The organism is Pseudomonas sp. B21-048 (assembly GCF_024748615.1).
In the GTDB taxonomy this organism is placed as follows: domain Bacteria; phylum Pseudomonadota; class Gammaproteobacteria; order Pseudomonadales; family Pseudomonadaceae; genus Aquipseudomonas.
This window is the reverse complement of the sequence record NZ_CP087168.1, coordinates 2,065,422-2,086,165: the sequence shown is the minus strand read 5'-3', so window position 1 is coordinate 2,086,165 and position 20,744 is coordinate 2,065,422. Positions and strand designations below refer to the sequence as shown.

The 20,744-nt window shown below is 58.1% G+C and carries 24 protein-coding genes; 11 read left to right on the top strand and 13 right to left on the bottom strand.

Translation table 11 applies throughout. From position 1 onward, the window contains the following. Nucleotides 1-13 precede the first annotated feature (13 nt). Nucleotides 14-742: a peptidase C39 family protein gene (locus LOY56_RS09640; protein ID WP_258621300.1), complete on the bottom strand. Its 729-nt coding sequence runs from the start codon at nucleotides 740-742 to the stop codon at nucleotides 14-16. Nucleotides 743-906: 164 nt separating this feature from the next. On the opposite strand from LOY56_RS09640, the gene LOY56_RS09635 reads away from it, so the two are divergent. After that, nucleotides 907-1,068 (top strand): hypothetical protein, encoded by a 162-nt coding sequence (locus tag LOY56_RS09635; RefSeq protein WP_258621298.1) that lies wholly within the window; start codon nucleotides 907-909, stop codon nucleotides 1,066-1,068. Nucleotides 1,069-1,145: 77 nt separating this feature from the next. Here the strand turns inward: LOY56_RS09635 and LOY56_RS09630 are convergent, their stop codons facing one another. Both LOY56_RS09630 and LOY56_RS09625 read right to left on the bottom strand, forming a co-directional pair. Then, on the bottom strand, nucleotides 1,146-1,895 hold the full coding sequence (locus LOY56_RS09630; RefSeq protein ID WP_258621297.1) for a TerC family protein: 750 nt from the start codon (nucleotides 1,893-1,895) through the stop codon (nucleotides 1,146-1,148). Nucleotides 1,896-1,923: 28 nt separating this feature from the next. Then, entirely contained in the window at nucleotides 1,924-2,166 is a 243-nt protein-coding gene (locus LOY56_RS09625; protein WP_258621295.1) for a hypothetical protein, read from the bottom strand. A 166-nt stretch (nucleotides 2,167-2,332) separates the two neighbouring features. Between LOY56_RS09625 and nhaR the strand changes: the two genes are divergently transcribed. Beyond that, nucleotides 2,333-3,232: a transcriptional activator NhaR gene (gene nhaR / locus LOY56_RS09620; RefSeq protein WP_258621294.1), complete on the top strand. Its 900-nt coding sequence runs from the start codon at nucleotides 2,333-2,335 to the stop codon at nucleotides 3,230-3,232. A 4-nt stretch (nucleotides 3,233-3,236) separates the two neighbouring features. Here the strand turns inward: nhaR and LOY56_RS09615 are convergent, their stop codons facing one another. Continuing rightward, complete coding sequence (locus tag LOY56_RS09615; RefSeq protein ID WP_258621292.1) at nucleotides 3,237-4,391, bottom strand: MFS transporter; 1,155 nt, start codon at nucleotides 4,389-4,391, stop codon at nucleotides 3,237-3,239. Between the two features lie 332 nt (nucleotides 4,392-4,723). Here LOY56_RS09615 and sstT point away from each other — a divergent pair, with 332 nt between their 5' ends. Further along, complete coding sequence (sstT, locus tag LOY56_RS09610; protein ID WP_258621291.1) at nucleotides 4,724-5,974, top strand: serine/threonine transporter SstT; 1,251 nt, start codon at nucleotides 4,724-4,726, stop codon at nucleotides 5,972-5,974. A 200-nt stretch (nucleotides 5,975-6,174) separates the two neighbouring features. Here the strand turns inward: sstT and LOY56_RS09605 are convergent, their stop codons facing one another. Beyond that, on the bottom strand, nucleotides 6,175-6,684 hold the full coding sequence (locus LOY56_RS09605) for a DUF1993 family protein (RefSeq protein WP_258621290.1): 510 nt from the start codon (nucleotides 6,682-6,684) through the stop codon (nucleotides 6,175-6,177). Between the two features lie 140 nt (nucleotides 6,685-6,824). On the opposite strand from LOY56_RS09605, the gene LOY56_RS09600 reads away from it, so the two are divergent. Next, a complete protein-coding gene (locus tag LOY56_RS09600) occupies nucleotides 6,825-7,472 on the top strand; it encodes a YceH family protein (protein WP_258621288.1) in 648 nt (215 codons plus the stop codon). 126 nt (nucleotides 7,473-7,598) lie between these two features. Here the strand turns inward: LOY56_RS09600 and LOY56_RS09595 are convergent, their stop codons facing one another. Then, nucleotides 7,599-8,417, bottom strand: coding sequence for a shikimate 5-dehydrogenase (locus LOY56_RS09595; protein WP_258621286.1), 819 nt, complete (start codon nucleotides 8,415-8,417; stop codon nucleotides 7,599-7,601). 239 nt (nucleotides 8,418-8,656) lie between these two features. On the opposite strand from LOY56_RS09595, the gene LOY56_RS09590 reads away from it, so the two are divergent. From LOY56_RS09590 to LOY56_RS09580, 3 genes are all read left to right on the top strand, one after another. Further along, nucleotides 8,657-9,031 carry a hypothetical protein gene (locus LOY56_RS09590; protein WP_052967274.1) on the top strand — a complete coding sequence of 125 codons (375 nt, stop codon included), beginning with the start codon at nucleotides 8,657-8,659 and terminating at the stop codon, nucleotides 9,029-9,031. Between the two features lie 238 nt (nucleotides 9,032-9,269). Further along, complete coding sequence (locus tag LOY56_RS09585) at nucleotides 9,270-9,464, top strand: hypothetical protein (RefSeq protein WP_095053103.1); 195 nt, start codon at nucleotides 9,270-9,272, stop codon at nucleotides 9,462-9,464. 100 nt (nucleotides 9,465-9,564) lie between these two features. Further along, nucleotides 9,565-9,756, top strand: coding sequence for a hypothetical protein (locus tag LOY56_RS09580; protein ID WP_237882657.1), 192 nt, complete (start codon nucleotides 9,565-9,567; stop codon nucleotides 9,754-9,756). On the opposite strand, the gene LOY56_RS09575 is transcribed toward LOY56_RS09580, so the two are convergent. Continuing rightward, entirely contained in the window at nucleotides 9,744-10,805 is a 1,062-nt protein-coding gene (locus LOY56_RS09575; RefSeq protein WP_258621282.1) for an AI-2E family transporter, read from the bottom strand. The genes LOY56_RS09580 and LOY56_RS09575 overlap by 13 nt on opposite strands. A 164-nt stretch (nucleotides 10,806-10,969) precedes the next feature. Between LOY56_RS09575 and yegQ the strand changes: the two genes are divergently transcribed. Next, nucleotides 10,970-12,295, top strand: coding sequence for a tRNA 5-hydroxyuridine modification protein YegQ (gene yegQ / locus LOY56_RS09570; protein WP_258621281.1), 1,326 nt, complete (start codon nucleotides 10,970-10,972; stop codon nucleotides 12,293-12,295). Nucleotides 12,296-12,397: 102 nt separating this feature from the next. On the opposite strand, the gene LOY56_RS09565 is transcribed toward yegQ, so the two are convergent. Together LOY56_RS09565 and LOY56_RS09560 are read right to left on the bottom strand one after the other, a co-directional pair. Then, a complete protein-coding gene (locus tag LOY56_RS09565; protein WP_258621279.1) occupies nucleotides 12,398-12,559 on the bottom strand; it encodes a hypothetical protein in 162 nt (53 codons plus the stop codon). 231 nt (nucleotides 12,560-12,790) lie between these two features. Continuing rightward, a complete protein-coding gene (locus tag LOY56_RS09560) occupies nucleotides 12,791-13,663 on the bottom strand; it encodes a LysR family transcriptional regulator (protein ID WP_258621277.1) in 873 nt (290 codons plus the stop codon). Between the two features lie 159 nt (nucleotides 13,664-13,822). On the opposite strand from LOY56_RS09560, the gene ampC reads away from it, so the two are divergent. After that, nucleotides 13,823-14,977, top strand: coding sequence for a class C beta-lactamase (gene ampC / locus LOY56_RS09555; RefSeq protein ID WP_258621275.1), 1,155 nt, complete (start codon nucleotides 13,823-13,825; stop codon nucleotides 14,975-14,977). A 101-nt stretch (nucleotides 14,978-15,078) separates the two neighbouring features. Here ampC and LOY56_RS09550 read toward each other — a convergent pair whose 3' ends face one another. Continuing rightward, nucleotides 15,079-15,612, bottom strand: a complete 534-nt coding sequence (locus tag LOY56_RS09550; RefSeq protein WP_258621273.1) for a DUF4174 domain-containing protein — start codon at nucleotides 15,610-15,612, stop codon at nucleotides 15,079-15,081. A 179-nt stretch (nucleotides 15,613-15,791) separates the two neighbouring features. Between LOY56_RS09550 and LOY56_RS09545 the strand changes: the two genes are divergently transcribed. Beyond that, a complete protein-coding gene (locus LOY56_RS09545; protein WP_258621271.1) occupies nucleotides 15,792-16,160 on the top strand; it encodes a VOC family protein in 369 nt (122 codons plus the stop codon). Between the two features lie 18 nt (nucleotides 16,161-16,178). On the opposite strand, the gene LOY56_RS09540 is transcribed toward LOY56_RS09545, so the two are convergent. From LOY56_RS09540 to LOY56_RS09530, 3 genes are all read right to left on the bottom strand, one after another. Beyond that, a complete protein-coding gene (locus LOY56_RS09540) occupies nucleotides 16,179-17,537 on the bottom strand; it encodes an erythromycin esterase family protein (protein WP_258621269.1) in 1,359 nt (452 codons plus the stop codon). 93 nt (nucleotides 17,538-17,630) lie between these two features. Continuing rightward, nucleotides 17,631-18,416, bottom strand: a complete 786-nt coding sequence (locus tag LOY56_RS09535; protein ID WP_258621267.1) for a sulfite exporter TauE/SafE family protein — start codon at nucleotides 18,414-18,416, stop codon at nucleotides 17,631-17,633. A 159-nt stretch (nucleotides 18,417-18,575) separates the two neighbouring features. Next, nucleotides 18,576-19,325 carry a hypothetical protein gene (locus LOY56_RS09530; RefSeq protein ID WP_258621266.1) on the bottom strand — a complete coding sequence of 250 codons (750 nt, stop codon included), beginning with the start codon at nucleotides 19,323-19,325 and terminating at the stop codon, nucleotides 18,576-18,578. Between the two features lie 250 nt (nucleotides 19,326-19,575). On the opposite strand from LOY56_RS09530, the gene LOY56_RS09525 reads away from it, so the two are divergent. Beyond that, nucleotides 19,576-20,724: an aldose epimerase family protein gene (locus LOY56_RS09525; protein ID WP_258621264.1), complete on the top strand. Its 1,149-nt coding sequence runs from the start codon at nucleotides 19,576-19,578 to the stop codon at nucleotides 20,722-20,724. The last annotated feature ends 20 nt before the right edge of the window (nucleotides 20,725-20,744 follow it).

Below are 20,744 nucleotides of genomic sequence, written 5' to 3'. Positions count from 1 at the left end.
TGACGAACGGAATTTACTGCGAAGTCAGTGCCTTCTTCGCCCTGGCTGCTGCCTGCTCCTGACCTGACTGGGCCAGTTCACTCGCCGCTTTCAGCCAGCGCTGCTGATCGACGTTAACTGGAAGCTGGTTCGGCTTCTGAATCAATACAGCCCAGCCGCCCGCGTTTTCGAACGCCGATTCAAAAGCGCTGAACCCCATCAGCAACCGACGATCCATCCCGGCGCGCAGCAGCACGGTCTGTTTCTGACGGTTGTAACCGGCAAGAATGGCGTATCGAGGTTCTGCCCAGAATGCCGAGCCTTCGGTGAAGCGCACCATCACCGGGAAACCGGCCGCCACTTGGGCCAGCAGCGCCGGCAAATGGCTGTCGAGGGGGTAAACCACCATCCCGTACTCGCGCGCGAGGTTTTGCATGTTCTGCTGCAAGCGGTCTTCGGCACCCGGCAAATGCAGGGGCTTGTCGAGCAACCCCGGGGTTATCACGATGCCCTGCTGGGATAACAGGCTGGCCAGTACCTGGGGGCCGCTTTGATAACTTTGTCCTCGGTAAAACGTACCGCTGAGTTCGACCCGCTCGGGCAGACGTTTGATCTCAGGCGCCACGCTCCCCGCACAGCCAGCCAGGCCGGCAACGCAGCCAACGATCAGTAGCATCGATCGAATTGGAGAAAATACCCGCACTCTCATCACTCTCTTGTTTAGACGCCAGGTATTCACACTCCCGGCTTGGCCGTGGATCATAGGATGCCGCGCTGCAGCGGTATAGCCTTAACCGGCAGTTGATTGCATTCGATAGAGCGAACAGATTGGCGATAGGCGACTTTTGGTCAATAGCCTGAAATACAGCAGCGACTAGACTGTCGGTTGCAGAGTGTGCATCGATGCAAGGCAAGGAGGAGGCAAGGATGAGCCTGACACTGATTATTGTGATGTTGATTTTCGGCTGGTTGGCCGTGGCCGCCGCCATGTTGTGGGGTGTTTTGCGCATTACCCGCCGGCACCCTCACCCTCCGGTTCCATCGGCGCCCGTGACGCAAACCGATCAGCGGGCTGCAACCGCGCACTGACAGGACATGTAGGAGCCAGCGGTTCAATGGCCGCCTGAACTCTTTCAAGTTCAGGCGGCCATTTCGTTTAACGAAGATCAAGCTTCAGCGGCCACCCGCTTCTGCCTGGCCCGTCGCGACAGCATGTTCAAGCCTTCGATCGTGGCCGAGAATGCCATGGCCGCGTAAACGTAGCCTTTCGGTACGTGGGCGCCAAAACCTTCGGCGATCAGCGTCATGCCAATCATGATTAGAAAGCCCAGCGCCAGCATCACCACCGTCGGGTTGTCGTTGATGAACTTGGCCAGAGGGTCAGCCGCCAGCAGCATCACCAGTACCGACACCACCACCGCGATGATCATGATTGGCAAATGTTCGGTCATGCCGACAGCGGTAATGATGCTGTCAATGGAGAACACCATATCCAGCAGCAGGATCTGACCGATCGCGGCGGCAAATCCCAAGGTCACGGTCGAGGTGGCCGACGTCGGATCATCCGGGGCCGGGTCCATGCTGTGATGGATCTCGGTGGTCGCCTTCCACAACAGGAACAAGCCACCGGCGATCAGGATCATGTCCTTCCAGGAGAAGGCCTGGCCGAGAATCTCGATCACCGGCTCAGTCAGCTGGACGATGAAGGCAATGGTGCTCAACAGCGCCAGACGCAGGATCAGCGCCATGCCAATACCGACGCGCCGCGCCTTTTGGCGATGCTGTTCGGGCAGCTTGTTGGTGAGGATCGAGATGAAGATCAGGTTATCAATGCCGAGCACGATTTCCATCACCACCAGCGTGGCCAGGGCGACCCACGCGGTGGGGCTTGCAGCCAGTTCTAAAAGGTATTCCATGGGTCAGTCCTGACTCGTTGTAGACGGTTTAGATTTCCTGGGTCGAAGATTCGGTTTTGTCCGTCTCTTTGGCCGGTTGTTCTTTCTTGCTGATCAAGCCATCCGTGGCATCGCTCAATGCTTGCTCGGCGGCTTTATGGGTATCGTCAATCGCTTGTTTGGCGGTTTCGGCGGCCTTGCCCATCAGTTGTTGAGCGCTTTTCTCAGCCTGTTCACAACCGGCCAACACCAGTAAAGACGTGATCAGCAGTGCCGTGGTTTTAAGCTTCATGATGCTTTCCTCGATAGAACAGACAGAACCGAAAAGGCGATTCGTCGATGGCGAGGCATTCTAAGGAAGCAGACACTTCAGGAAAATTCGTATTTTTAGCAGTTATACTTCGGTTTTTACGAATAAAAATCTGAAAGTGCGGATGTAAACCGGAGGTTCACCAACCATGTTGAATTATCGACAGCTGCATTACTTCTGGGTGGTGGCCAAGACTGGGAGCATCGTGCGTGCCTGTGAGCAGTTGAACCTGACGCCACAGACCATCAGCGGGCAGATTTCCCTGCTCGAGCAAACCTACGGCATCGAGTTGTTTCGCCGGGTCGGCCGGCAGCTGGAACTCACCGAAGCCGGGCGTCAGACCCTGCCCTACGCCGAGCAGATGTTTCAACTGGGCGGCGAACTGGAGTTGATGTTGCGGGCGCAGCCCAACGAACAACAAATCCTGTTTCGGGTGGGTGTCGCCGACGTAGTGCCCAAATCCATTGTCTATCGCCTGATCGCGCCGACCATGGAGTTGAGTGAGCCCCTGCGTATCACCTGCCGCGAAGACAAACTGGAACGCTTGCTGGCCGACCTGGCGATTCAGCGCCTTGACCTAGTGATTTCCGACAGCCCGATGCCCTCGCATCTCGACATCAAAGGCTACAGCCAGAAACTCGGCGAATGCGGCATCAGCTTCTTCGCCACCGTTGATCTGGCGGCGCGATATGGCCAGGACTTCCCCCGCAGCCTGCACGGCGCCCCACTGCTGATTCCCGGGCCGGAAACCGTGGTACGCAGTCGCCTGCAACGCTGGTTTGCCGAACAGCAAATTCAGCCGCGAATTGTCGGCGAGTTCGACGACAGCGCCTTGATGCAGGCCTTCGGCCAATCCGGCAGCGGGATATTCATCGGCCCGAGCGTGATTGCCGACGAAGTGAAACGCCAATGTGGCGTGGAATTGATCGGCCAGACCGACGCGGTGCGCGAGTCGTTCTACGCCATCTCGGTGGAGCGCAAGGTCAAACACCCCGGCATTGTCGCGATTACCGAAGGTGCCCGACGCGAGCTGTTCACCGCGATGTGAGGTGTCAGGCGCAGATTTCGCGAGGTTTGAAGGTCATCAGCGCCATCGCCAACAGGATCGAGACAAGGATAAAACCGGCTGCCGCGAAACCCAGGCCGCCCAGGCCGACACTGTCAATCACCCGCCCACCGATCAGCGCACCCAGCCCGATTCCAAGGTTGGCGCCGGCGATATTCAGCGATGCAGCAAAGGCCGGTGCCTCAGGCGCAGCCTTCATCAGGCGCACGTGACTGACCAAAAACAGCGCAGCCTGAGTCACGCCCCAAATCCCCATCGCCGCCGCCAGACCGAGGGGTGAATGAATATTCGGCACCAAGGCCACCATGCCGGCGATCATGAAGGCACAGAATGTCACTGAAGCGATGAGCGGATGCCGATCCACCGCGCGACCGCCCAACGAATTCCCGATCAAGCCAACCGCCCCGAAGCCCATCAGGCACCAGCCGACCACCGTGCCGTTGAAACCGGCCAGGCGCTCAAGGATGTCGGCCAGGTAGGTGTAAGCGGTAAACATGCCGCTGAACACCAGGATCGATAACAGCACATGCCCCAGCATCAGCGGGCTGCGCAGAATCTTGAACTGCGAACGGAAGCTCACCTGATGCTGGTGCAGGTTGGTTTTCGGCAGATAGATAAACAGCAGCAGCGCCTTGGCAAACGCGATCACCGCCAGAATGCCGAAGGCACTGCGCCAGCCGAACGCATCGGAAATCAGCGTACCCACCGGAATGCCAAACACCGTGGCGCAAACAATGCCGAAACCGATCTTGGAGATGGCCCGCCCGGCGTAGTCCGGCCCGACGATGTCCACCGCGGTTTCACTGGCCAACGCCCAAAACACCGGCAGCCCCAGCGCCGGAATCAACCGGGCAATGGCCATCACCCCGATGTTCGGCGCCAGTGCCGCCAATGTATTGGCCAAGCCAAACATGATCAGCACACTGATAAACAGTTTGCGCCGTTCAAACCTGGCGAAGTACGCCGTCAGGAACGGCCCGAACGCGGCCACAGTGAACGCAAACAGGGTCACCAGCAAACCCGCTTGAGGGATGCTGACGTCCAGATCACGGGCGATTGCCGGCAACAGGCCGACGATGATGAATTCCGTGGTCAGCACCGTAAAACCGGCGGCGGACAACAGAAGAATGGGCAACAGCATGCAGAACTCCAGGAAAACGACGACACCAGCGACAGCCCGAAGGCCCACTGGCAGAACTTGAAAATGAGGATGGCGAAGCTTAACAGAGTGTTTCCGGACGAGGTTGCACGAACCTGCAAATCACGTTGAACGATCGGGTGGCAGATCGTCACAGGTCTGAAGGATCGCGGCTACGCTGTGATAAAGTCCGCGACCCTGCGGTACTTACACTTTGCTCATCGGCCATTGATTGGCATTGATGTAGCGACCCTTCGGTTCCCTCCATGTGGCCTGCCCGGCTTTTTGCTGCATGAGAAGGAACCCTGCACCCTAATAAAATCAGAGATGCCGTTATGACCGCTTCATCCCCTTCTCTTTTGCAACGCCTGAAACGCAGCAGCCTGGTCACGCAAATCATCATCGGCCTGGTCGCCGGGATTGCCTTGGCGTTGTTCGCGCCTGAGCTGGCCAAGTCCACTGCCTTCATTGGCAAAGTGTTCGTCTCGGCGCTCAAGGCTGTCGCGCCGATTCTGGTGTTCGTGCTGGTCATGGCCTCGATTGCCAACCATAAGCACGGTCAGGAAACCCATATCCGGCCGATTCTTTTTTTGTATTTGCTGGGCACCTTCGCGGCGGCTGTGGTAGCGGTGATCGCCAGTACGCTGTTTCCGTCGAGTCTGGTGCTGTCGACCCAGGACGTCGCGGTGACCGCACCGGGCGGCATCAGCGAAGTGCTGCAAAGCCTGTTGCTCAGCGTGGTCGATAACCCGGTCAGCGCGCTGATGAACGCTAATTTCATCGGCATTCTCGCTTGGGCGATCGGTATGGGCGTTGCCATCCGCCATGCCGGCGAGACAACCCGCGAGGTGCTCGGCGATTTGTCCAATGGCGTGACCTTGATCGTGCGTTTGGTGATCCGCTTTGCGCCGCTGGGGATCTTCGGTCTGGTGGCCTCGACCTTGGCCACTTCCGGTTTCGGTGCCTTGATCGGTTACATGCATCTGTTGGCCGTGTTGCTGGGCTGCATGCTGTTCGTGGCACTGGTGATGAACCCGGCCATTGTGTTCTGGAAGCTGCGTCGCAACCCGTATCCGCTGGTACTTACCTGCCTGCGCGAGAGCGGCATCACTGCCTTCTTCACCCGCAGTTCGGCGGCGAACATTCCGGTCAATCTGGAGTTGAGCAAGCGCCTGGGCCTGCACGAAGATACCTATTCGGTGTCGATCCCGCTCGGCGCCACCATCAACATGGCCGGCGCTGCGATCACCATCACCGTGCTGACCCTGGCCGCCGTGCACACCTTGGGCATCGCCGTGGATATTCCAACGGCCATCCTGCTCAGCATCGTCGCGGCGATCTGTGCCTGTGGCGCCTCGGGCGTGGCCGGCGGTTCGTTGCTGCTGATTCCCCTGGCGTGCAGCCTGTTCGGCATCCCGAGCGAAATCGCCATGCAAGTGGTAGCGGTCGGTTTCATCATTGGCGTGTTGCAGGACTCGGCGGAAACCGCGCTGAACTCCTCCACCGACGTGCTATTCACTGCGGCTGCGTGCCAGGGTGAGGAACAGAAGACCCAGAAAGCCCGGGAAGCCCAACGTATGGCGTAACAACGCCCCTGTAGGAGCGGGCTTGCCCGCGAAGGCGGTGTGTCAGGCAACATCAATATTTATTGTTCCGCCGTCTTCGCGGGCAAGCTCGTTCCTACCGGGGTTGCGCTTAACTGAGTGGCATTACGGCAAGCCTGGCTCCTACACGAAAAAGCCCGCCAAGGCGTAAACCTTGGCGGGCTTTTTTGCACCTGGGTGGTTTAGAACGCGCCCATGTAATCGCGCTTACCCACTTCCACACCGTTGTGACGCAGCAGTGCGTAAGCGGTGGTGATGTGGAAGAAGAACTGCGGAAGACCGTAGCTCAGCAAGTAAGCCTGACCAGAGAAACGCTTCTCTTTAGGCGTGCCCGGACGGGTAACGATCTCGATGCCTTCCTTGCCGTCGATCTGCTCGGGTTTGATCTCGCCGATGAAGGCCAGGACCTTGGCAATCAACGCTTGCAGTTCGGCGAAGGTGGTTTCGGTGTCGTCATATTTCGGCAGTTCGACTTCAGCCAGACGCGCCGAAACGCCTTTGGCGAAATCAACGGCGATCTGCACCTGACGCACCAGCGGGAACATATCCGGGTACAGACGGGCTTGCAGGAACGCGTTCGGATCAATGTTTTTCGCGGTAGCGTGGGCTTCGGCCTTGCTCAGGTTGTTGCTCAGGGCATTGAGCATTTGCTGGAAAACCGGAACGGAAGCGGCGTACAGGGAAATAGTCATGATGGTCTCGTGTGGTGACAGGCGTAAAAACGTGGAGCGATTATAGCCCTGCCCGACCGCCCTGCGGCTTGTCTTTTATCCTGCAAGGATTAGGCTAGGCGCCTTCGACTGCATGCTTCGACTGCCTAGGGAAAAGCGCGATGAGCACTGAGCAAGAAACGACCTTCGACGAACCACGGCTCAACAGCACGGAAATTCGCATTCTGGGCTCGTTGATCGAGAAACAGGCCACCAGCCCGGAAACCTATCCGCTGACGCTCAATGCACTGGTGATTGCCTGCAACCAGAAAACCAGCCGTGAACCGGTGATGAATCTCAGCCAGGGCCAGGTCGGCCAGAGCCTGCGCGTGCTGGAAGGTCGCGGCTTCACCCGACTGGTGATGGGCAGCCGCGCCGACCGCTGGGAGCATCGGGTCGACAAGGCGCTGGAACTGGTGCCGGCGCAGGTGATTCTGACGGGGTTGTTGTTCCTGCGCGGCCCGCAGACAGTCAACGAACTGCTGACCCGCAGCGGCCGCATGCATGACTTCGAAGATGCCGAGCAGGTGGTGCACCAGCTGGAACGTTTGATCGCCAGGGGTCTGGCGCTGTTGATCCCGCGCCAGGCCGGCCAGCGCGAAGACCGTTACATGCATGCACTGGGCGATCCGGCGGATATTGAAGCGATCCTGTCGGCTCGGCAGAATCCGGTGGAACGTGGCACCAGTGGCGGCGTGTCGGTTGAGCGGATCGAAGAACTTGAAGCACGGATTGCGGCGCTGGAAGAGCGACTGGCACGTCTCGAATAACGGGACTGGCTGGAGACCGAATCGCGGCAATCGCGAGCAGCCTCGCTCCTACAGGTTCAGCGCTGAACCTGTAGGAGCCGGCTTGCCGGCGAAGGGGCCGGTACAGCCAACAAATAATTGAGGTAATCAGCCCCGGGCAAACGCCACGGCCTTCTGGAACTGCTCATCGGTCGGCCGTACGCCGGTGTACAGCACGAACTGTTCCAGCGCCTGGATCGCAATCACCTCCAGTCCGGTGATCACCCGCTTACCTTCGGCACGACCGCGCACAATCAACGGTGTTTCCGAGGGGATCGCTACTACATCGAAGACAGTTTCGGCCGCAGCGATAGCGTCAGGCTCGAACGCCAGGTGATCGGCCTCCGGCCCGCCCGTCATGCCGATGGGTGTGACGTTGATCAGCATCTGCGGGCGTTGGCCCCCCAGTTCTGCCTGCCATGAATAACCCAACGATTCAGCCAAGGCACGCCCGGCGCGCTCGTTACGGGCCACGATCAGGCCGTTTTTGTAACCGCCATCGCGCAAGGCACTGGCTACAGCCTTGGCCATGCCGCCACTGCCGCGCAGGGCAAAGGTCGAATCCTTGGGTACCTGATGGGTTTCGAGCAACTGGGCGATGGCAATGTAATCGGTGTTGTAGGCTTTGAGATGACCGTTGGTGTTGACGATAGTATTGATCGATTGAATAGCCTCAGCCGATGCGTCCAGCTCATCGACCAACGCGATACAAGCTTCCTTGAATGGCATCGACACTCCGCTGCCCCGAATACCTAAGGCGCGGATACCGCCAACGGCGCCCGGCAAGTCCTGGCTGCTGAAGGCTTTGTAGTAGAAATTCAGGCCCAGTTGTTCGTACAGATAGTTGTGAAAGCGCAGGCCGAAATTGCCGGGCCGCCCCGAGAGCGACATGCACAGTTGAGTGTCTCTGTTGGGGTTCATCTGCATTCGAATCTCCTTCAATAGCACTTTCAGATGGAGGGGATTAGCCATTCCACCTTGTTCTGATCGATCATGAAGCTGTGTGTGGCAGCGCACAGCCCCGTAAAGAAACCAGTAAAGACCTTACACAAAATTTACCCAACGGCTGTGCTGATTTTCAAAAAAAAACTGTCTTAGAAGTATCCCCGCGACAACTTGTGTCTATTGCAGACGCAAGCGCCGGGTCGAAGAATCGAGGACTTATCATGATCCGTAAAATCCCCACAGTAGCCTTGCTGATCGGTGCTCTCGCTATCGCAGGGCAGGCAGAAGCAGGTGGTCGTGGTCATGGCGGCTGGGAAGGTCCAGCTGTGTTTGGTGCGATCGTCGGCTCGGCAATCATCGGCTCAGCAATAATCGGCCGCGACCGACCCGTGTATGTGGAACAACCGGTCTACGTTCAGCCACAACCGGTGTACGTGCAGCCACCTCCTGTTTATTACCAACCGGCGCCGGTCTATGTTCAACAACCGATGTACTACCGCCCGGCACCGATCTATTACGGTCCGCCACGCGGGTATGGCCCACCACGCGGCTATTACGGCCCTCCCCATGGTTATTATCGTGGTGACCGCTGGTAATACATTCCTCAGGCCCCGCTTTAAAAGCGGGGCTTTTTTTGTGACCACCGGTGGGACGAAGTCTGAATAAATCTCGCCAAGGTCGCTGTCGGGACAATACCGACAGGTAAAGTTGGCATGATTGACGCTGATCGCCCTACTCCGACTTTGGTGATAACGGTCATATTTATGTCATGTCAGGTCCGCAAGCTTGGATCTGTCCGTAAACAACAGGTTGATAAAAACAAGGACGACCTCCATGCCCACACAAAACCCGCATCGCATTGTCGGCTTGTGCACTTCCGGCAAGGTGTACAACGCACTGACCGAACTCAAACACCTGGAAGGTCATCGCAGCGCAAAGTTTCTCTCGCTGCTGGCGGAAAACCTGGTGCGCAAAGGCCTGCTCAATGAGCAGGAAGTGATGCATATGCTCGACCAAGTGGTGGACTGACCACAGAACTCATCGGCATCAATGACGACTATCGAAAGCGTTGATTGTCCGTTCAAGCGTCCGATCCGTAAGGTAGCTCCATAGATTAATGGAGGTACTTATGGCTCAGGTTCAGATCATGTCCGTTATCGGCAGCGCCGTTCCCGCACCGCTCAGAGCGCGAGGATTGCTTGCCTGTTGGTATCTGATGCAGGACGGTGAACCGATCAGCGGTCCGCTCACCTCGCTTCCCGCCGCCCAAGCCTTGTCGCAACGTATCGGCTCAGGCCAGCTCAGCGCTTACGGCAGCTGAACCTTTGGCTTGCCATCGATGAAAATCGCCCAGCTCGACACGAACAACGCGGCAATCAACGGCCCGATGACAAAACCGTTCAAACCGAAAAGCGCCAGGCCACCCAGGGTCGAAATGAGGATCAGGTAGTCCGGCATTCTGGTGTCCTTACCCACCAGGATCGGTCGCAGGACGTTATCCACCAGGCCGATCACGAACAGCCCGAACAACGTGAGTACCGTAGCTTTCCAAATTACGCCACTAAACAGGAAATAGGCCGCCACCGGTATCCAGACGATGCCCGCGCCCACCGCCGGCAACAAAGATAGAAATGCCATCAACACCGCCCAGAGCACCACGCTCGGGATGTCCAGAAACCAGAAAATAAAACCGCCCAATATCCCTTGCGTGATCGCTATCAACAGGTCGCCCTTCATTGTGGCGCGCACCACGCGATTGAACTTGAGTTGCAAGAGACGCTTTTGGCTGTCTTCCAGCGGTATCGCCATGCGCACCTTGCGCGCCAGTTCGGCCCCGTCCCGCAGGAAGAAAAACAGCAAATACAGCATGACGAAAAAGCTCACCACGAACTCGAACGTCCCCTGACCAAAACTGAACACGGTGGTCGCGAGAAGCTGGCTGCCTTGCATCGTGCTCTTGATGATTTTCTCCCGCAGCCCACTCAGCTCGCCCATACCGAAACGATCGAGCAGGTACTGGACGTACGGCGGCAGGCTTTGTTTGAACTGCGACACATACCCGGCGATGTCCAGCTCACCGCTTTCGATTCTGCTGTAGAGCGCCGCGCCTTCCTGAACCAGCAAGGTACTGATGGTGATCACCGGCAGGATCGCGATCACCACACAGAGAAACAAAGTGAACAGTGCCGTCAGGTTGTGCGGCCAATTGAACTTCCGTTGCAGCTGATGCTGCAAGGGCGCAAACATAATAGCGAGGACGATCGCCCAAAACACCGCGCCATAAAACGGCAGCAAAATCCAGATGAAGGCGATGCTCACCAGCGTCAGCAAGACCATCAACGATGTGTTTTGTAGTTTCGTTTCGTTCATGTCCGATCCATGTCAGTGCGCAGGGGCGCCGTTTGCGCGTCCTGATATTTAGTCCACCACAGCCATCCGTTTGTTCATCAAGCATAGATCCAGATCAATAAACCCCACGGACAGGTGGATTACCCTCGCCGGCTTTTGCGATCGACACTGCCATGACCTGCGCCATGACGCTTATGCCCCCAGAACTGCTCGCCCCTGCCGGCACCCTGAAAAACATGCGTTATGCCTTCGCCTACGGCGCCGACGCGGTGTACGCCGGCCAGCCGCGCTACAGCCTGCGGGTGCGCAACAATGAATTCGATCACGCCAACCTCGCGCTCGGCATCGCCGAGGCCCAGGCTCAAGGCAAGCGCTTCTATGTGGTGGTGAACATCGCCCCGCATAACGCCAAGCTCAAAACGTTCTTGAAAGATCTGGAACCGGTGATTGCCATGGCACCGGACGCGCTGATCATGTCCGACCCGGGCCTGATCATGCTGGTGCGCCGGCACTTCCCGCAGATGCCGATCCACTTGTCGGTGCAAGCCAACACGGTGAACTGGGCCAGCGTCGAGTTCTGGCAGCAACAGGGCTTGAGCCGGATCATCCTGTCCCGCGAACTGTCGCTGGAAGAGATCGCCGAAATCCGCCAGCACGTCCCGACGATGGAGCTGGAAGTGTTCGTCCACGGCGCATTGTGCATGGCCTATTCCGGGCGCTGTCTGTTGTCGGGCTACATGAACAAGCGCGACGCCAATCAGGGCAGCTGCACCAACGCCTGTCGCTGGAAATACTCGGCGACGCCAGCCAGCGAAAATCAGCTCGGCGAGATCGTCCAGCAGTTCCGGCCCGAACCGACCCTGGGCCTCGGCGCGCCGACCGATCAAGTGTTCCTGCTGCAAGAAGCCAATCGCCCTGACGAACTGATGCCGGCATTCGAGGATGAACACGGCACGTACATCATGAACGCCAAGGACCTGCGCGCCGTCCAGCACGTCGAGCGCCTGACGCAGATGGGTGTGCACTCACTGAAGATCGAAGGCCGGACCAAATCGCACTTCTATTGCGCGCGCACCACCCAGGTGTATCGCCGCGCGATCGATGATGCGGTGGCTGGCCGGGCGTTTGATCGCAGTTTGATGACCGATCTTGAATCCCTGGCGCAGCGCGGCTACACAGAAGGCTTTCTGCGCCGGCATGTGCATGACGAATATCAGAATTACCAGAACGGCAGCTCGGTTTCAGAGCGCCAACAGTTCGTGGGCGAGTTGACCGGTGAACGCCGGGACCGGCTGGCCGAGGTGCGGGTGAAGAATCGCTTTGGCCTGGGTGATCACCTGGAACTGATGACGCCCCTGGGCAATTTCCACTTCGATTTGCATCAGTTGCAGAACATCAAAGGCGAGGTGATTGACGTGGCGCCGGGGGATGGGCACACGGTGTATTTGCCGGTACCGGATGCGCTGGATTTGCGGTTTGGGTTGTTGATGCGGGATGTCAGCGTCAGTTGAAAATCATCAAAGGCAAGGCATAAAACCTGTGGGAGCGGCACCGCCGCTCCCACATGGATTGCGCTTAACTGACCAGCATTAGACGCATTTGGGCGGATCTGTTTATCGCCTGTCGTCGGACAATGGCGTTTCTTCATCCGGCGCTGGAATGTCGTCATCCAGAGCCGGGACCAAAGCCGGGTCCCGCCAGTCTTCTGGACGATCAACGTCCGTATCGGCCGGGTCTTGCGAAGGGTCCATGCCGGGTGGTGCGTCGTGATCCATCGACGGATCGTCCCTATCGGGAATGGGTCTGACAGGGTCGTTATCGGAAGTTCCACCTTGAAGGATTTGCTCGTAAGCCATGACGCACCTCACTGATGAGGTCCAGCGAATCTGGGCCGTACAGGTTGGAAACGAGCCTGCAAAAGGGGTGCTATCGAGAAGACCAATGGCGGCTACCGATCGGCCGAAAAGCCTCCTCGCCACACAAGCCCTCTCCCACAGGTTTTTGTATTAAAGCGAAGCTTGCAGCAACCAGCCCTTGAACGCCGCCATCGCCGACGTTTCAGGCCGTGACTGCAAATGGGTCAGCCAGTAGCTACCGGTGGTGATCCCGATGACAAACGGTTGCTCGATTGCGCCCGCCGCCAGTTGCCTGGCAAACATCCGCGGCGGTGCCAATGCAACGCCTGCCCCTTGCAGCGCCGCTTCCATCATCGCCAGCGACGAGTCGAAGACAATGCTCCGAGGTGGGGCGGCATGGGCCGAAAGACCGGTCGCCTGAAACCACTCCGGCCACTCATCCGTGCGATAGGAGCGCAACAGCGTCTGCTGCAACAGATCGGCCGGTGTGTGCAATTGCCGCGCAATCTCGGGAACGCAGAGCACCGACAGCGGCGCCTCGATCAACCGTACCGCTTCGATCCCATGCCACGCCCCCGCGCCAAAGCGAATGGCGTAATCAAGCCCTTCAGCGGCCACGTCCACCCGGTTGTTGTTGGTCGACAGGCGCAAATCAATGAACGGATATTTAGTCTGAAAATCTGCCAGCCGCGGTAACAGCCAACCGACCGCAAACGTCCCCACAGCTCCCACCGTCAACACCTCGCGAAAATGCCCACCCTCGAATCGCTCCAGGGTTTCGGCAATCCGGTCGAAGGATTCTCGCAACACCGGCAACAGGGTTTCACCTTCGTTAGTCAGCATCAGGCCTCGGGGCAGGCGCTTGAACAAGGTCACGCTAAGCTGGGCTTCAAGGCTTTTGACCTGATGACTCACCGCTGCCTGCGTGACACACAACTCCACCGCCGCCCGGGTGAAACTCAGATGGCGTGCCGAGGCCTCGAAAGCGCGTAGCGCATTCAGCGGCAGATGAGGTCGAATCATACCCACTCCCAAAATATTCTAATGGCTCATCCGAGATATCGTCGTTTGTCGTTCTTCGCCAACCTGCATAGATTTGGCTTGCCCTGCAAGGGACCGGCTTGAAAAATCGCTCGGAGTGTAGCGATTAACCCAACAGAAACTCATGGAAAGTGGCTCATCATGCATAAAAAGAGACAGAAAAAACTCGCGTCCTACAGCGCTTTCGTACTTTTCCTCGGGGCTAGTCAGTGCTTTGCTGACAGCCGCATCGAAGCAATCGTGAAGAACACCCTCGAACCGGCGATGCAGCAACAGCAGATCCCCGGTGTCGCGGTCGCAATCACCGTCAATGGCAAACCGCATTACTTTAACTACGGCGTGGCCTCGAAAGAAAACGGCAAAGCCGTCACCGAAGACACCCTGTTCGAGATCGGTTCGGTGAGCAAAACCTTCACCGCTACCCTCGCCGCCTACGCCCAGGTGACAGGCAAATTGTCCCTCTCGGACAATGCCAGTCAGGTTCTGCCGACATTGCGTGGCAGCGCGTTCGACAGCATTAGCGTACTGCAACTGGGCACCTACACTGCCGGAGGCCTGCCGCTGCAGTTCCCAGGTGATGCTGACCATCAGGACAAGATGCTCGGTTATTTCAAGCAATGGACACCGACCTACGCCGCTGGCACTCATCGCCTGTATTCAAACCCCAGCCTGGGGCTATTCGGCTATCTGGCAGCCCACAACATGGGGGCGCCGTTCGATGCGCTGATGGAAAAAACCTTGCTGCCGAAACTCGGCCTCAAGCATAGCTACCTCAAGGTGCCGCAGGACCAGATGGCGCTTTACGCCCAGGGTTACAACAAGGACGACAAGCCTGTGCAAGTCGGGCCGGGTGCATTGGATTCTGAAGCGTATGGCGTGAAAACCAGTGCCTCGGATCTGCTTCGCTATGTTGAAGCGAACATGAATCCGACGTCGCTGGAAAAGCCCTTGCAGCAAGCCATCGCCATCACTCACACCGGTTACTACACCGTCGGCGAGATGACTCAAGGGTTGGGTTGGGAGTTCTACAACTATCCGGTGACGCTCGATACATTACTGGCGGGTAACTCGTCGCAGATGGCGTTTGAGGCTCATGAAGTCCGGTGGCGGAACCCGCCGCAACCGCAACGCGATAATGTGCTGATCAACAAAACCGGCTCAACCAGTGGCTTCGGCGCCTATGTCGCCTTTATCCCGGCGAAAGACATCGGCATCGTGATTCTGGCCAACAAAAATTACCCGAACGCCGAGCGAGTGAAAATTGCTCACAAAATATTGAGTGCGCTGACTGAATAATCCCGACAATCCATTATGGCTGGGCAACCGCGCACCAGTAGGATTGCGCTTAACTGACCTGCATTGAGGTAATGCCTCTCACCGCAATAGTGCCGCGCAACTCATTCATCCGGCTGTTCAGGCGGTTTGGCGGGTTTCGCCGGTTTGCCTTTTGCGCCTTTGGCCGGTGCAACTTCAGCCATCGGCGCTGGCGTCGGTACTGTTGCTTCTTTCTCTGCCGCCGGCAACTGGTCGACGGTGCTGAAAATCTCTTTCAGCTCGACCGCATCCTTTTCAAGCTTCTTTTCGCCATCCTTGCCAATCAGGATGATTTTGCTCTTCGCCCCGGCACCTAGCTTGAGCGAGCGGATCAATGCCATCGTCGTTTGCGGGTCGAGGTCTTTGCCGTCACGCTGGCCCATCGTGTTGATCACGGTGTACAGCACCATGTTTCGCTCGGTGAAGCCCTTGCGGCTGGCGGGTTCATCCAGCGACTTTTTCAGATTGACCCAAGTGGGATCAACCGAACTGGGCGCGATGACAATCAGGGGACGGGCCCTGCCCACGTCTCTAACCAGAGGGGAATCGTCATCGGCGGCGAACAGGGGGCCGACGAAAGACAGCAGAGTAGCCAGGGCCAAAGACCTGATGAGCATGCGCTTCTCCTTTTGATATCCACGCTCTAATGATTGCGCATCGCGGCGAACGTTCCGGGTGACGCACGCAATTGTGTTTCGCCTTGCCCCAAGCTTAGGTCAGGGCGGTCATTGCGCAACAGCCTGAGCTAATCTCATAGCACAACACGCACGACCTGATTCGCCGTGAGGACTTTTCCATGAGCGCTCAGCTGAACCACACCATTGTCTGGTGCCGTGACAAAAAGGTCTCGGCCCGCTACCTGACCGACCTCCTAGGCCTGCCCGAACCCGAGCCATTCGGACCGATGCTGGTGGTCAAATTCGATAACGGTGTTTCGCTGGATTTCTACAATAACGACCCGCCGATTGCTTCCCAACACTATGCGTTCCTGATTGGCGACGAAGACTTCGATGCAGCCTTCGCTCGCCTGCAAATGCACAAGCAGCCCTGGTGGGCCGATCCGGGCAAGCAACGACTGAACGAGATCAATGATTACGGCGGGGGCCGGCGGGTGTATTTCGATGACCCGGACGGGCATCTATTGGAGATTTTTACCCGGGAATAGATACCCATCGCTAGCGTGTCATATACCGAATGGAAAAGTGTCTTCCTCGTGCTCCATGAACTCAGGCGCCGGCAATGGTGAGACCGCATGGGTTTTTTCGATCCAGATGTAAGCGTCGAACTGCTCTGCCAGCACCGCCTGAAAGTAATGACTCTGGCGCTCGGTCCTGGGTCGATAGATGACACCGATGGCGCGCTCGAGCAATGGCTCGGCCAACACATCCAGCAATTCCCCACTCGGTGACGTCCGCCAGTCGAGCAGCGCTGCAGGAACGCCGGCCTGGAGAAACAGTTGTTCCCAGCTGTCGGCCAATGCCGGGCTCACCTGTTTGACCTGCATCGGCTCATCCCAGTCATCGGCGGCAGCGACGGTGCCGTGGTCGGTGCCCATGCCGATCAACACCGCTTGCGAGCCGTAGGCCGTGCGGCACAACTGGCCGATGTTGAACTGTCCCTCCCAACCCATTTGCGTGGCGGCGGCGTTGCCGATGTGTGAGTTATGCGCCCACACCACCGCTTTGGCGTCTGCTCCACGATGCTTCATCAGGGTTTGCAAGGTGTCGAACATGTGCAGGTCACGCAGGTTCCACGAGGCGGTCGAGCCGCGGTACATAGCGCGGTAATACTGCTCGGCGGCCCGCACGACGCGGGCGTTCTGGGTGGCGCTGAAAAATGCTTCATCGTCGGCGACCATCGGGTCGAGCCGCTCGCCCAGCAGTACATTCAATTGCTCGACCACGGCGTCCTCGCACGTGGCCAGGTTGCCCCGCTCGGCGAAATGACCATACAGCGCCGGATCGTCATGCCATGGCGTCAGGCAGCTGTAGCGATGGCGGGCCTCTTTCGCCAACTGCGGGTCAGTCTTATCGAGATAGCCCAGTACTTCGTCGATGGAGTGACGCATGCTGTAAACATCCAGCCCGCGAAACTCCACCCGCTGATCCAGCGTCAGCCCGCGATTATGGTGGTGCAGCCAGCGGGTAAAGGTCTGCACGGCCGTGTTGCGCCACATCCAGGTGGGGAATCGGGCGAAGGCCTGTTTTTTCCAGGCGGAGCGGCCCAGATCGCGGACGCATCGATCAATCTGGCCGGCATCGGGCCAGTCGGCTTCGACCGCGACGATGCCGAAGCCGTGCTGCTCGATCAGGCGGCGGGTGATCGCCGCTCGGGTCTGGTAGAAATCCTGGGTGCCGTGGCTGGCTTCGCCGATCAGCACCACGCTGGCATCGCCAAAGCGGTCGAACAGTTCGCCGAATTCAGGTGAGTCGCGTGCAGGCAACGGCTCGGCATGACGGCGCAACACTTCGGCCGCGTTGCCGGGTGGCTCGCCGCGGGGGCGGCGGAACCGTCGCAGAAGATCGTTTACGGGGCTGTTCATGGACTTCATGACCTCATCTGAACGTGGTCATAGTTTTGACTACGTCAGCGAGAGCATGATTCCGCTAAATTCAGTGATCTATACGGTGCCGGATCAGAACGCCAGCTTGTAGCCGATCAGCACCAGCATCGTGGCCAGGCACGGACGCAACAGTTCGTCGGAGATACGCCCGGTCAAATGGCTGCCCAGGTAAATCCCCGGCAGCGAACCGACCAGCAAGTAACCCAAAACGTGCCAATCCATGTTGCCCATGCTCGCGTGGCCCAGGCCAGCGACCAGGGTCAGGGGCACCGCGTGAGCGATTTCGGTGCCGACCAGGCGGCGGGTAGGCAGCAGTGGATACAGGATGAACAGCGCGACGGTGCCCAGGGCGCCGGCGCCGATGGAGGTCAGGGCCACCATGGTGCCGAGGACCAGACCGGTGATGACGGTCAGCACATTCAACCGCGAGCCGCTAGGATTGTAGTGGCCGCCCGCCCGTTTGTGGGCGAAATCGAGCAAGCGTTTCTTGAAGAAAATCGCCAGCGCCGTGGCGAACAGTACGAAGCCCAGCGCCTGTTTGATGACGGCGTTCATCGCGTCGGGTGAGGTCTGCAAAGTGCTGAGGAACCATAGTGTCAGCGCCACCGCCGGCACACTGCCGAGGGTCAGCCAACCGGTGATCGCCCAGTCGATGTTCTTGTTCTTGCGATGAACCAGCACGCCGCTGGATTTGGTAATGGCCGCGTACAGCAAGTCCGTGCCCACCGCCGTAGCCGGGTTGACGCCGAACCACAACAGAATGGGAGTCATCAACGAACCGCCCCCAACGCCGGTCATGCCGACGATAAAGCCGACCACCAGACCTGCAACGACCAACCCGAAATTACCGAATTCCATTAATACGCCCAGAAAATCGCAGGAAATAACCGGCTCGCAGCATAGCGATTTTTCTTATAACCAGTTATATCGATGCGGTCTATCGTTATGCCAACTCATTGAGGCGGAACACCGTTTTTTCCTGGCCACATCCCACAGGGATTGGGTTCAGAACTCGTTTTATTGCACCGGCAAGAAATTCAAAAACAGTAAACTCTGGGCGTAGTTGAGGCCGATCCGTCGGTAGCGTTCGTCGAGCATCTGGGTCAGCAGGTCCAGCCGCGCGACGATTTTGCCGAACTCCACGGCAAAACTCAGGTTGCTGCCCTCCTCCGAGATTTCGTTGGAAAACAGCAAGGGCTCGCCTTGCTTGTTTTGCCGCTGACTCAAGATCCAGGTGGCTTTCTCGATGTTGCGCGCGGCATTGCTGACGAAGGTCGGGTTAATCGCATCCGTCATGTAGAACTCCAGCCGATTGCCGTGGGCGGTGACCAGCATGCTGCCGATGGCATAGATGAAGGCCCCCACCCGGTCGCCGAGGAATTCCGGGCTCATGGCGTAGCTCAGCGCGGCGAGGTCTTTTTTGCCGCCGAGAGTGGGTAGCGGCTCTTGCTGTTCGATGGCCATGCGCACTTGTTTTTCCGCGGTGCCTACATCGAGGAAGCCGGATTTCTTCAGCTCCTCCGGGTTGCGCAGGTAGAGCTTGTTCATCAGCAGGTAGAGGCTTTCGAGGTTGTCACGCATCGTCAGGGTCGCCATACGGTCGACGCTGGTCTGGAGGAGTTCCTGGGGTTGGCCGTTGCGAAACTGGCTGACGATATCGTTGCCCGGCTGATGGCTGCAGCCACCGGCGAAGAGCATCGACAGGCCAATCAGCAGCAAGCAATAACGGCGAATGTGCGGGGTAATGCGGGGTAAAACTCGAGCCATGGGTTCTTGAACTTGGGCATGGGCCGGCGGTGGGGATCGCCGCGGGCTGGCCAAGGATAGAACCGCGAAAGCCGAAAAAGTGCAGTGCCGGTGGTCCGTAAACGCGGATTACCGTGAACGCGTCATTAAATTAGTCATGCTTTATGATTGCAACGCCGCATAGACAAGCTATAAATCCTTCCTTGATCGCGTTAAAACCTGATCATTAGTATGACTACTTATCCTAAAACAACAAAAAGGAAGGTCAACCATGATTCAATCTCGATACCTGCTCTCTGGCCTCGGACTGTCCCTGATGATCGCCACCCTCCCCGCTCACGCCGTCGGCTTGTCCAGCGAACAAAAAGCCTTTGGCACAACCAATGACGGTACGCCCGTCGAGCAATACATCTTGCGCAACAGCCATGGCCTGCAGGCCACGGTCATTACCTACGGCGGGATTTTGCAGTCGCTGAAAGTGCCGGACAAAAACGGCAAGCTCGACGATGTAGTGCTGGGTTTCGATGATGTGCAGGGGTATCAAAGCGGCACCGCATACTTCGGCGCGACCATCGGCCGCTTTGGCAATCGCCTGGCTAATGGCGCCTTCGAGCTGGACGGCAAGCACTATCAGGCGCCACTCAACGACGGCAGCAATTCACTGCACGGCGGGGCCCAAGGTTTTGACAAACGTGTGTGGAAAGCTGAACCGAGCAAAGGCAAGGATTCGGTGGGCGTAACCCTCACGTACCTGTCGGCGGACGGTGAAATGGGTTTCCCGGGCAACCTGAAAACCGAGGTCACTTATAGCCTCACCGAGAACAATGAGCTGCGCATCGAGTACAAGGCCAGCACGGACAAACCCACCGTGCTGAACCTGACCAACCACAGCTATTTCAACCTGGCTGGTGCGGGCAACGGTGACGTACTGAAGCAGCTTGCGACCTTGCATGCAGCCCATTACACGCCGGTCACCGGCAAACTGATCCCCACCGGTGAACTGGCCCCGGTCGCCGACACGCCCATGGACTTCACTCAACCGACCGCCATCGGCCAACACATCAAGGCTGATCACCCGCAACTGAAGTTCGCCGAACCGAAACAAGGCGGCTTCGATTTCAACTGGGTGCTGGACGCCAAGGGTGATCTGGGCCAGCTCGCCGCCGACGTCAGCGATCCGCAAACCGGCCGGCGCTTGCAGCTCTACACCACTGAACCCGGCGTGCAGTTCTATACCAGCAACTTCCTCAATGGCACGGTCAAGGGCAAGGCGGGCAAGATTTATCCGCATTGGGGGGCGTTTACGTTGGAGACTCAGCATTATCCAGACTCGCCGAACCAACCGAACTTCCCGTCCACACGACTGGATCCGGGCAACCGCTATACCCAGACCACGGTGTTCAAGTTTTCCACCCTGTAGGTCAAAAGATCGCAGCGTTC

Excerpts from the sequence above, each read along its gene's own strand:
- LOY56_RS09560 (WP_258621277.1), bottom strand. The coding sequence starts at position 13,663 with ATGATTCGACCTCATCTGCCGCTGAATGCGCTACGCGCTTTCGAGGCC.
- LOY56_RS09590 (WP_052967274.1), top strand. The coding sequence starts at position 8,657 with ATGATCCGTAAAATCCCCACAGTAGCCTTGCTGATCGGTGCTCTCGCT.
- sstT (WP_258621291.1), top strand. The coding sequence starts at position 4,724 with ATGACCGCTTCATCCCCTTCTCTTTTGCAACGCCTGAAACGCAGCAGC.
- LOY56_RS09580 (WP_237882657.1), top strand. The coding sequence starts at position 9,565 with ATGGCTCAGGTTCAGATCATGTCCGTTATCGGCAGCGCCGTTCCCGCA.
- LOY56_RS09545 (WP_258621271.1), top strand. The coding sequence starts at position 15,792 with ATGAGCGCTCAGCTGAACCACACCATTGTCTGGTGCCGTGACAAAAAG.
- LOY56_RS09535 (WP_258621267.1), bottom strand. The coding sequence starts at position 18,416 with ATGGAATTCGGTAATTTCGGGTTGGTCGTTGCAGGTCTGGTGGTCGGC.
- LOY56_RS09615 (WP_258621292.1), bottom strand. The coding sequence starts at position 4,391 with ATGCTGTTGCCCATTCTTCTGTTGTCCGCCGCCGGTTTTACGGTGCTG.
- LOY56_RS09605 (WP_258621290.1), bottom strand. The coding sequence starts at position 6,684 with ATGACTATTTCCCTGTACGCCGCTTCCGTTCCGGTTTTCCAGCAAATG.
- LOY56_RS09550 (WP_258621273.1), bottom strand. The coding sequence starts at position 15,612 with ATGCTCATCAGGTCTTTGGCCCTGGCTACTCTGCTGTCTTTCGTCGGC.
- LOY56_RS09635 (WP_258621298.1), top strand. The coding sequence starts at position 907 with ATGAGCCTGACACTGATTATTGTGATGTTGATTTTCGGCTGGTTGGCC.
- LOY56_RS09625 (WP_258621295.1), bottom strand. The coding sequence starts at position 2,166 with ATGAAGCTTAAAACCACGGCACTGCTGATCACGTCTTTACTGGTGTTG.
- LOY56_RS09600 (WP_258621288.1), top strand. The coding sequence starts at position 6,825 with ATGAGCACTGAGCAAGAAACGACCTTCGACGAACCACGGCTCAACAGC.
- LOY56_RS09565 (WP_258621279.1), bottom strand. The coding sequence starts at position 12,559 with ATGGATCACGACGCACCACCCGGCATGGACCCTTCGCAAGACCCGGCC.
- LOY56_RS09585 (WP_095053103.1), top strand. The coding sequence starts at position 9,270 with ATGCCCACACAAAACCCGCATCGCATTGTCGGCTTGTGCACTTCCGGC.
- LOY56_RS09525 (WP_258621264.1), top strand. The coding sequence starts at position 19,576 with ATGATTCAATCTCGATACCTGCTCTCTGGCCTCGGACTGTCCCTGATG.
- ampC (WP_258621275.1), top strand. The coding sequence starts at position 13,823 with ATGCATAAAAAGAGACAGAAAAAACTCGCGTCCTACAGCGCTTTCGTA.
- yegQ (WP_258621281.1), top strand. The coding sequence starts at position 10,970 with ATGACGCTTATGCCCCCAGAACTGCTCGCCCCTGCCGGCACCCTGAAA.
- LOY56_RS09530 (WP_258621266.1), bottom strand. The coding sequence starts at position 19,325 with ATGGCTCGAGTTTTACCCCGCATTACCCCGCACATTCGCCGTTATTGC.
- LOY56_RS09630 (WP_258621297.1), bottom strand. The coding sequence starts at position 1,895 with ATGGAATACCTTTTAGAACTGGCTGCAAGCCCCACCGCGTGGGTCGCC.
- LOY56_RS09575 (WP_258621282.1), bottom strand. The coding sequence starts at position 10,805 with ATGAACGAAACGAAACTACAAAACACATCGTTGATGGTCTTGCTGACG.
- LOY56_RS09540 (WP_258621269.1), bottom strand. The coding sequence starts at position 17,537 with ATGAACAGCCCCGTAAACGATCTTCTGCGACGGTTCCGCCGCCCCCGC.
- LOY56_RS09595 (WP_258621286.1), bottom strand. The coding sequence starts at position 8,417 with ATGCAGATGAACCCCAACAGAGACACTCAACTGTGCATGTCGCTCTCG.
- LOY56_RS09640 (WP_258621300.1), bottom strand. The coding sequence starts at position 742 with ATGATCCACGGCCAAGCCGGGAGTGTGAATACCTGGCGTCTAAACAAG.
- nhaR (WP_258621294.1), top strand. The coding sequence starts at position 2,333 with ATGTTGAATTATCGACAGCTGCATTACTTCTGGGTGGTGGCCAAGACT.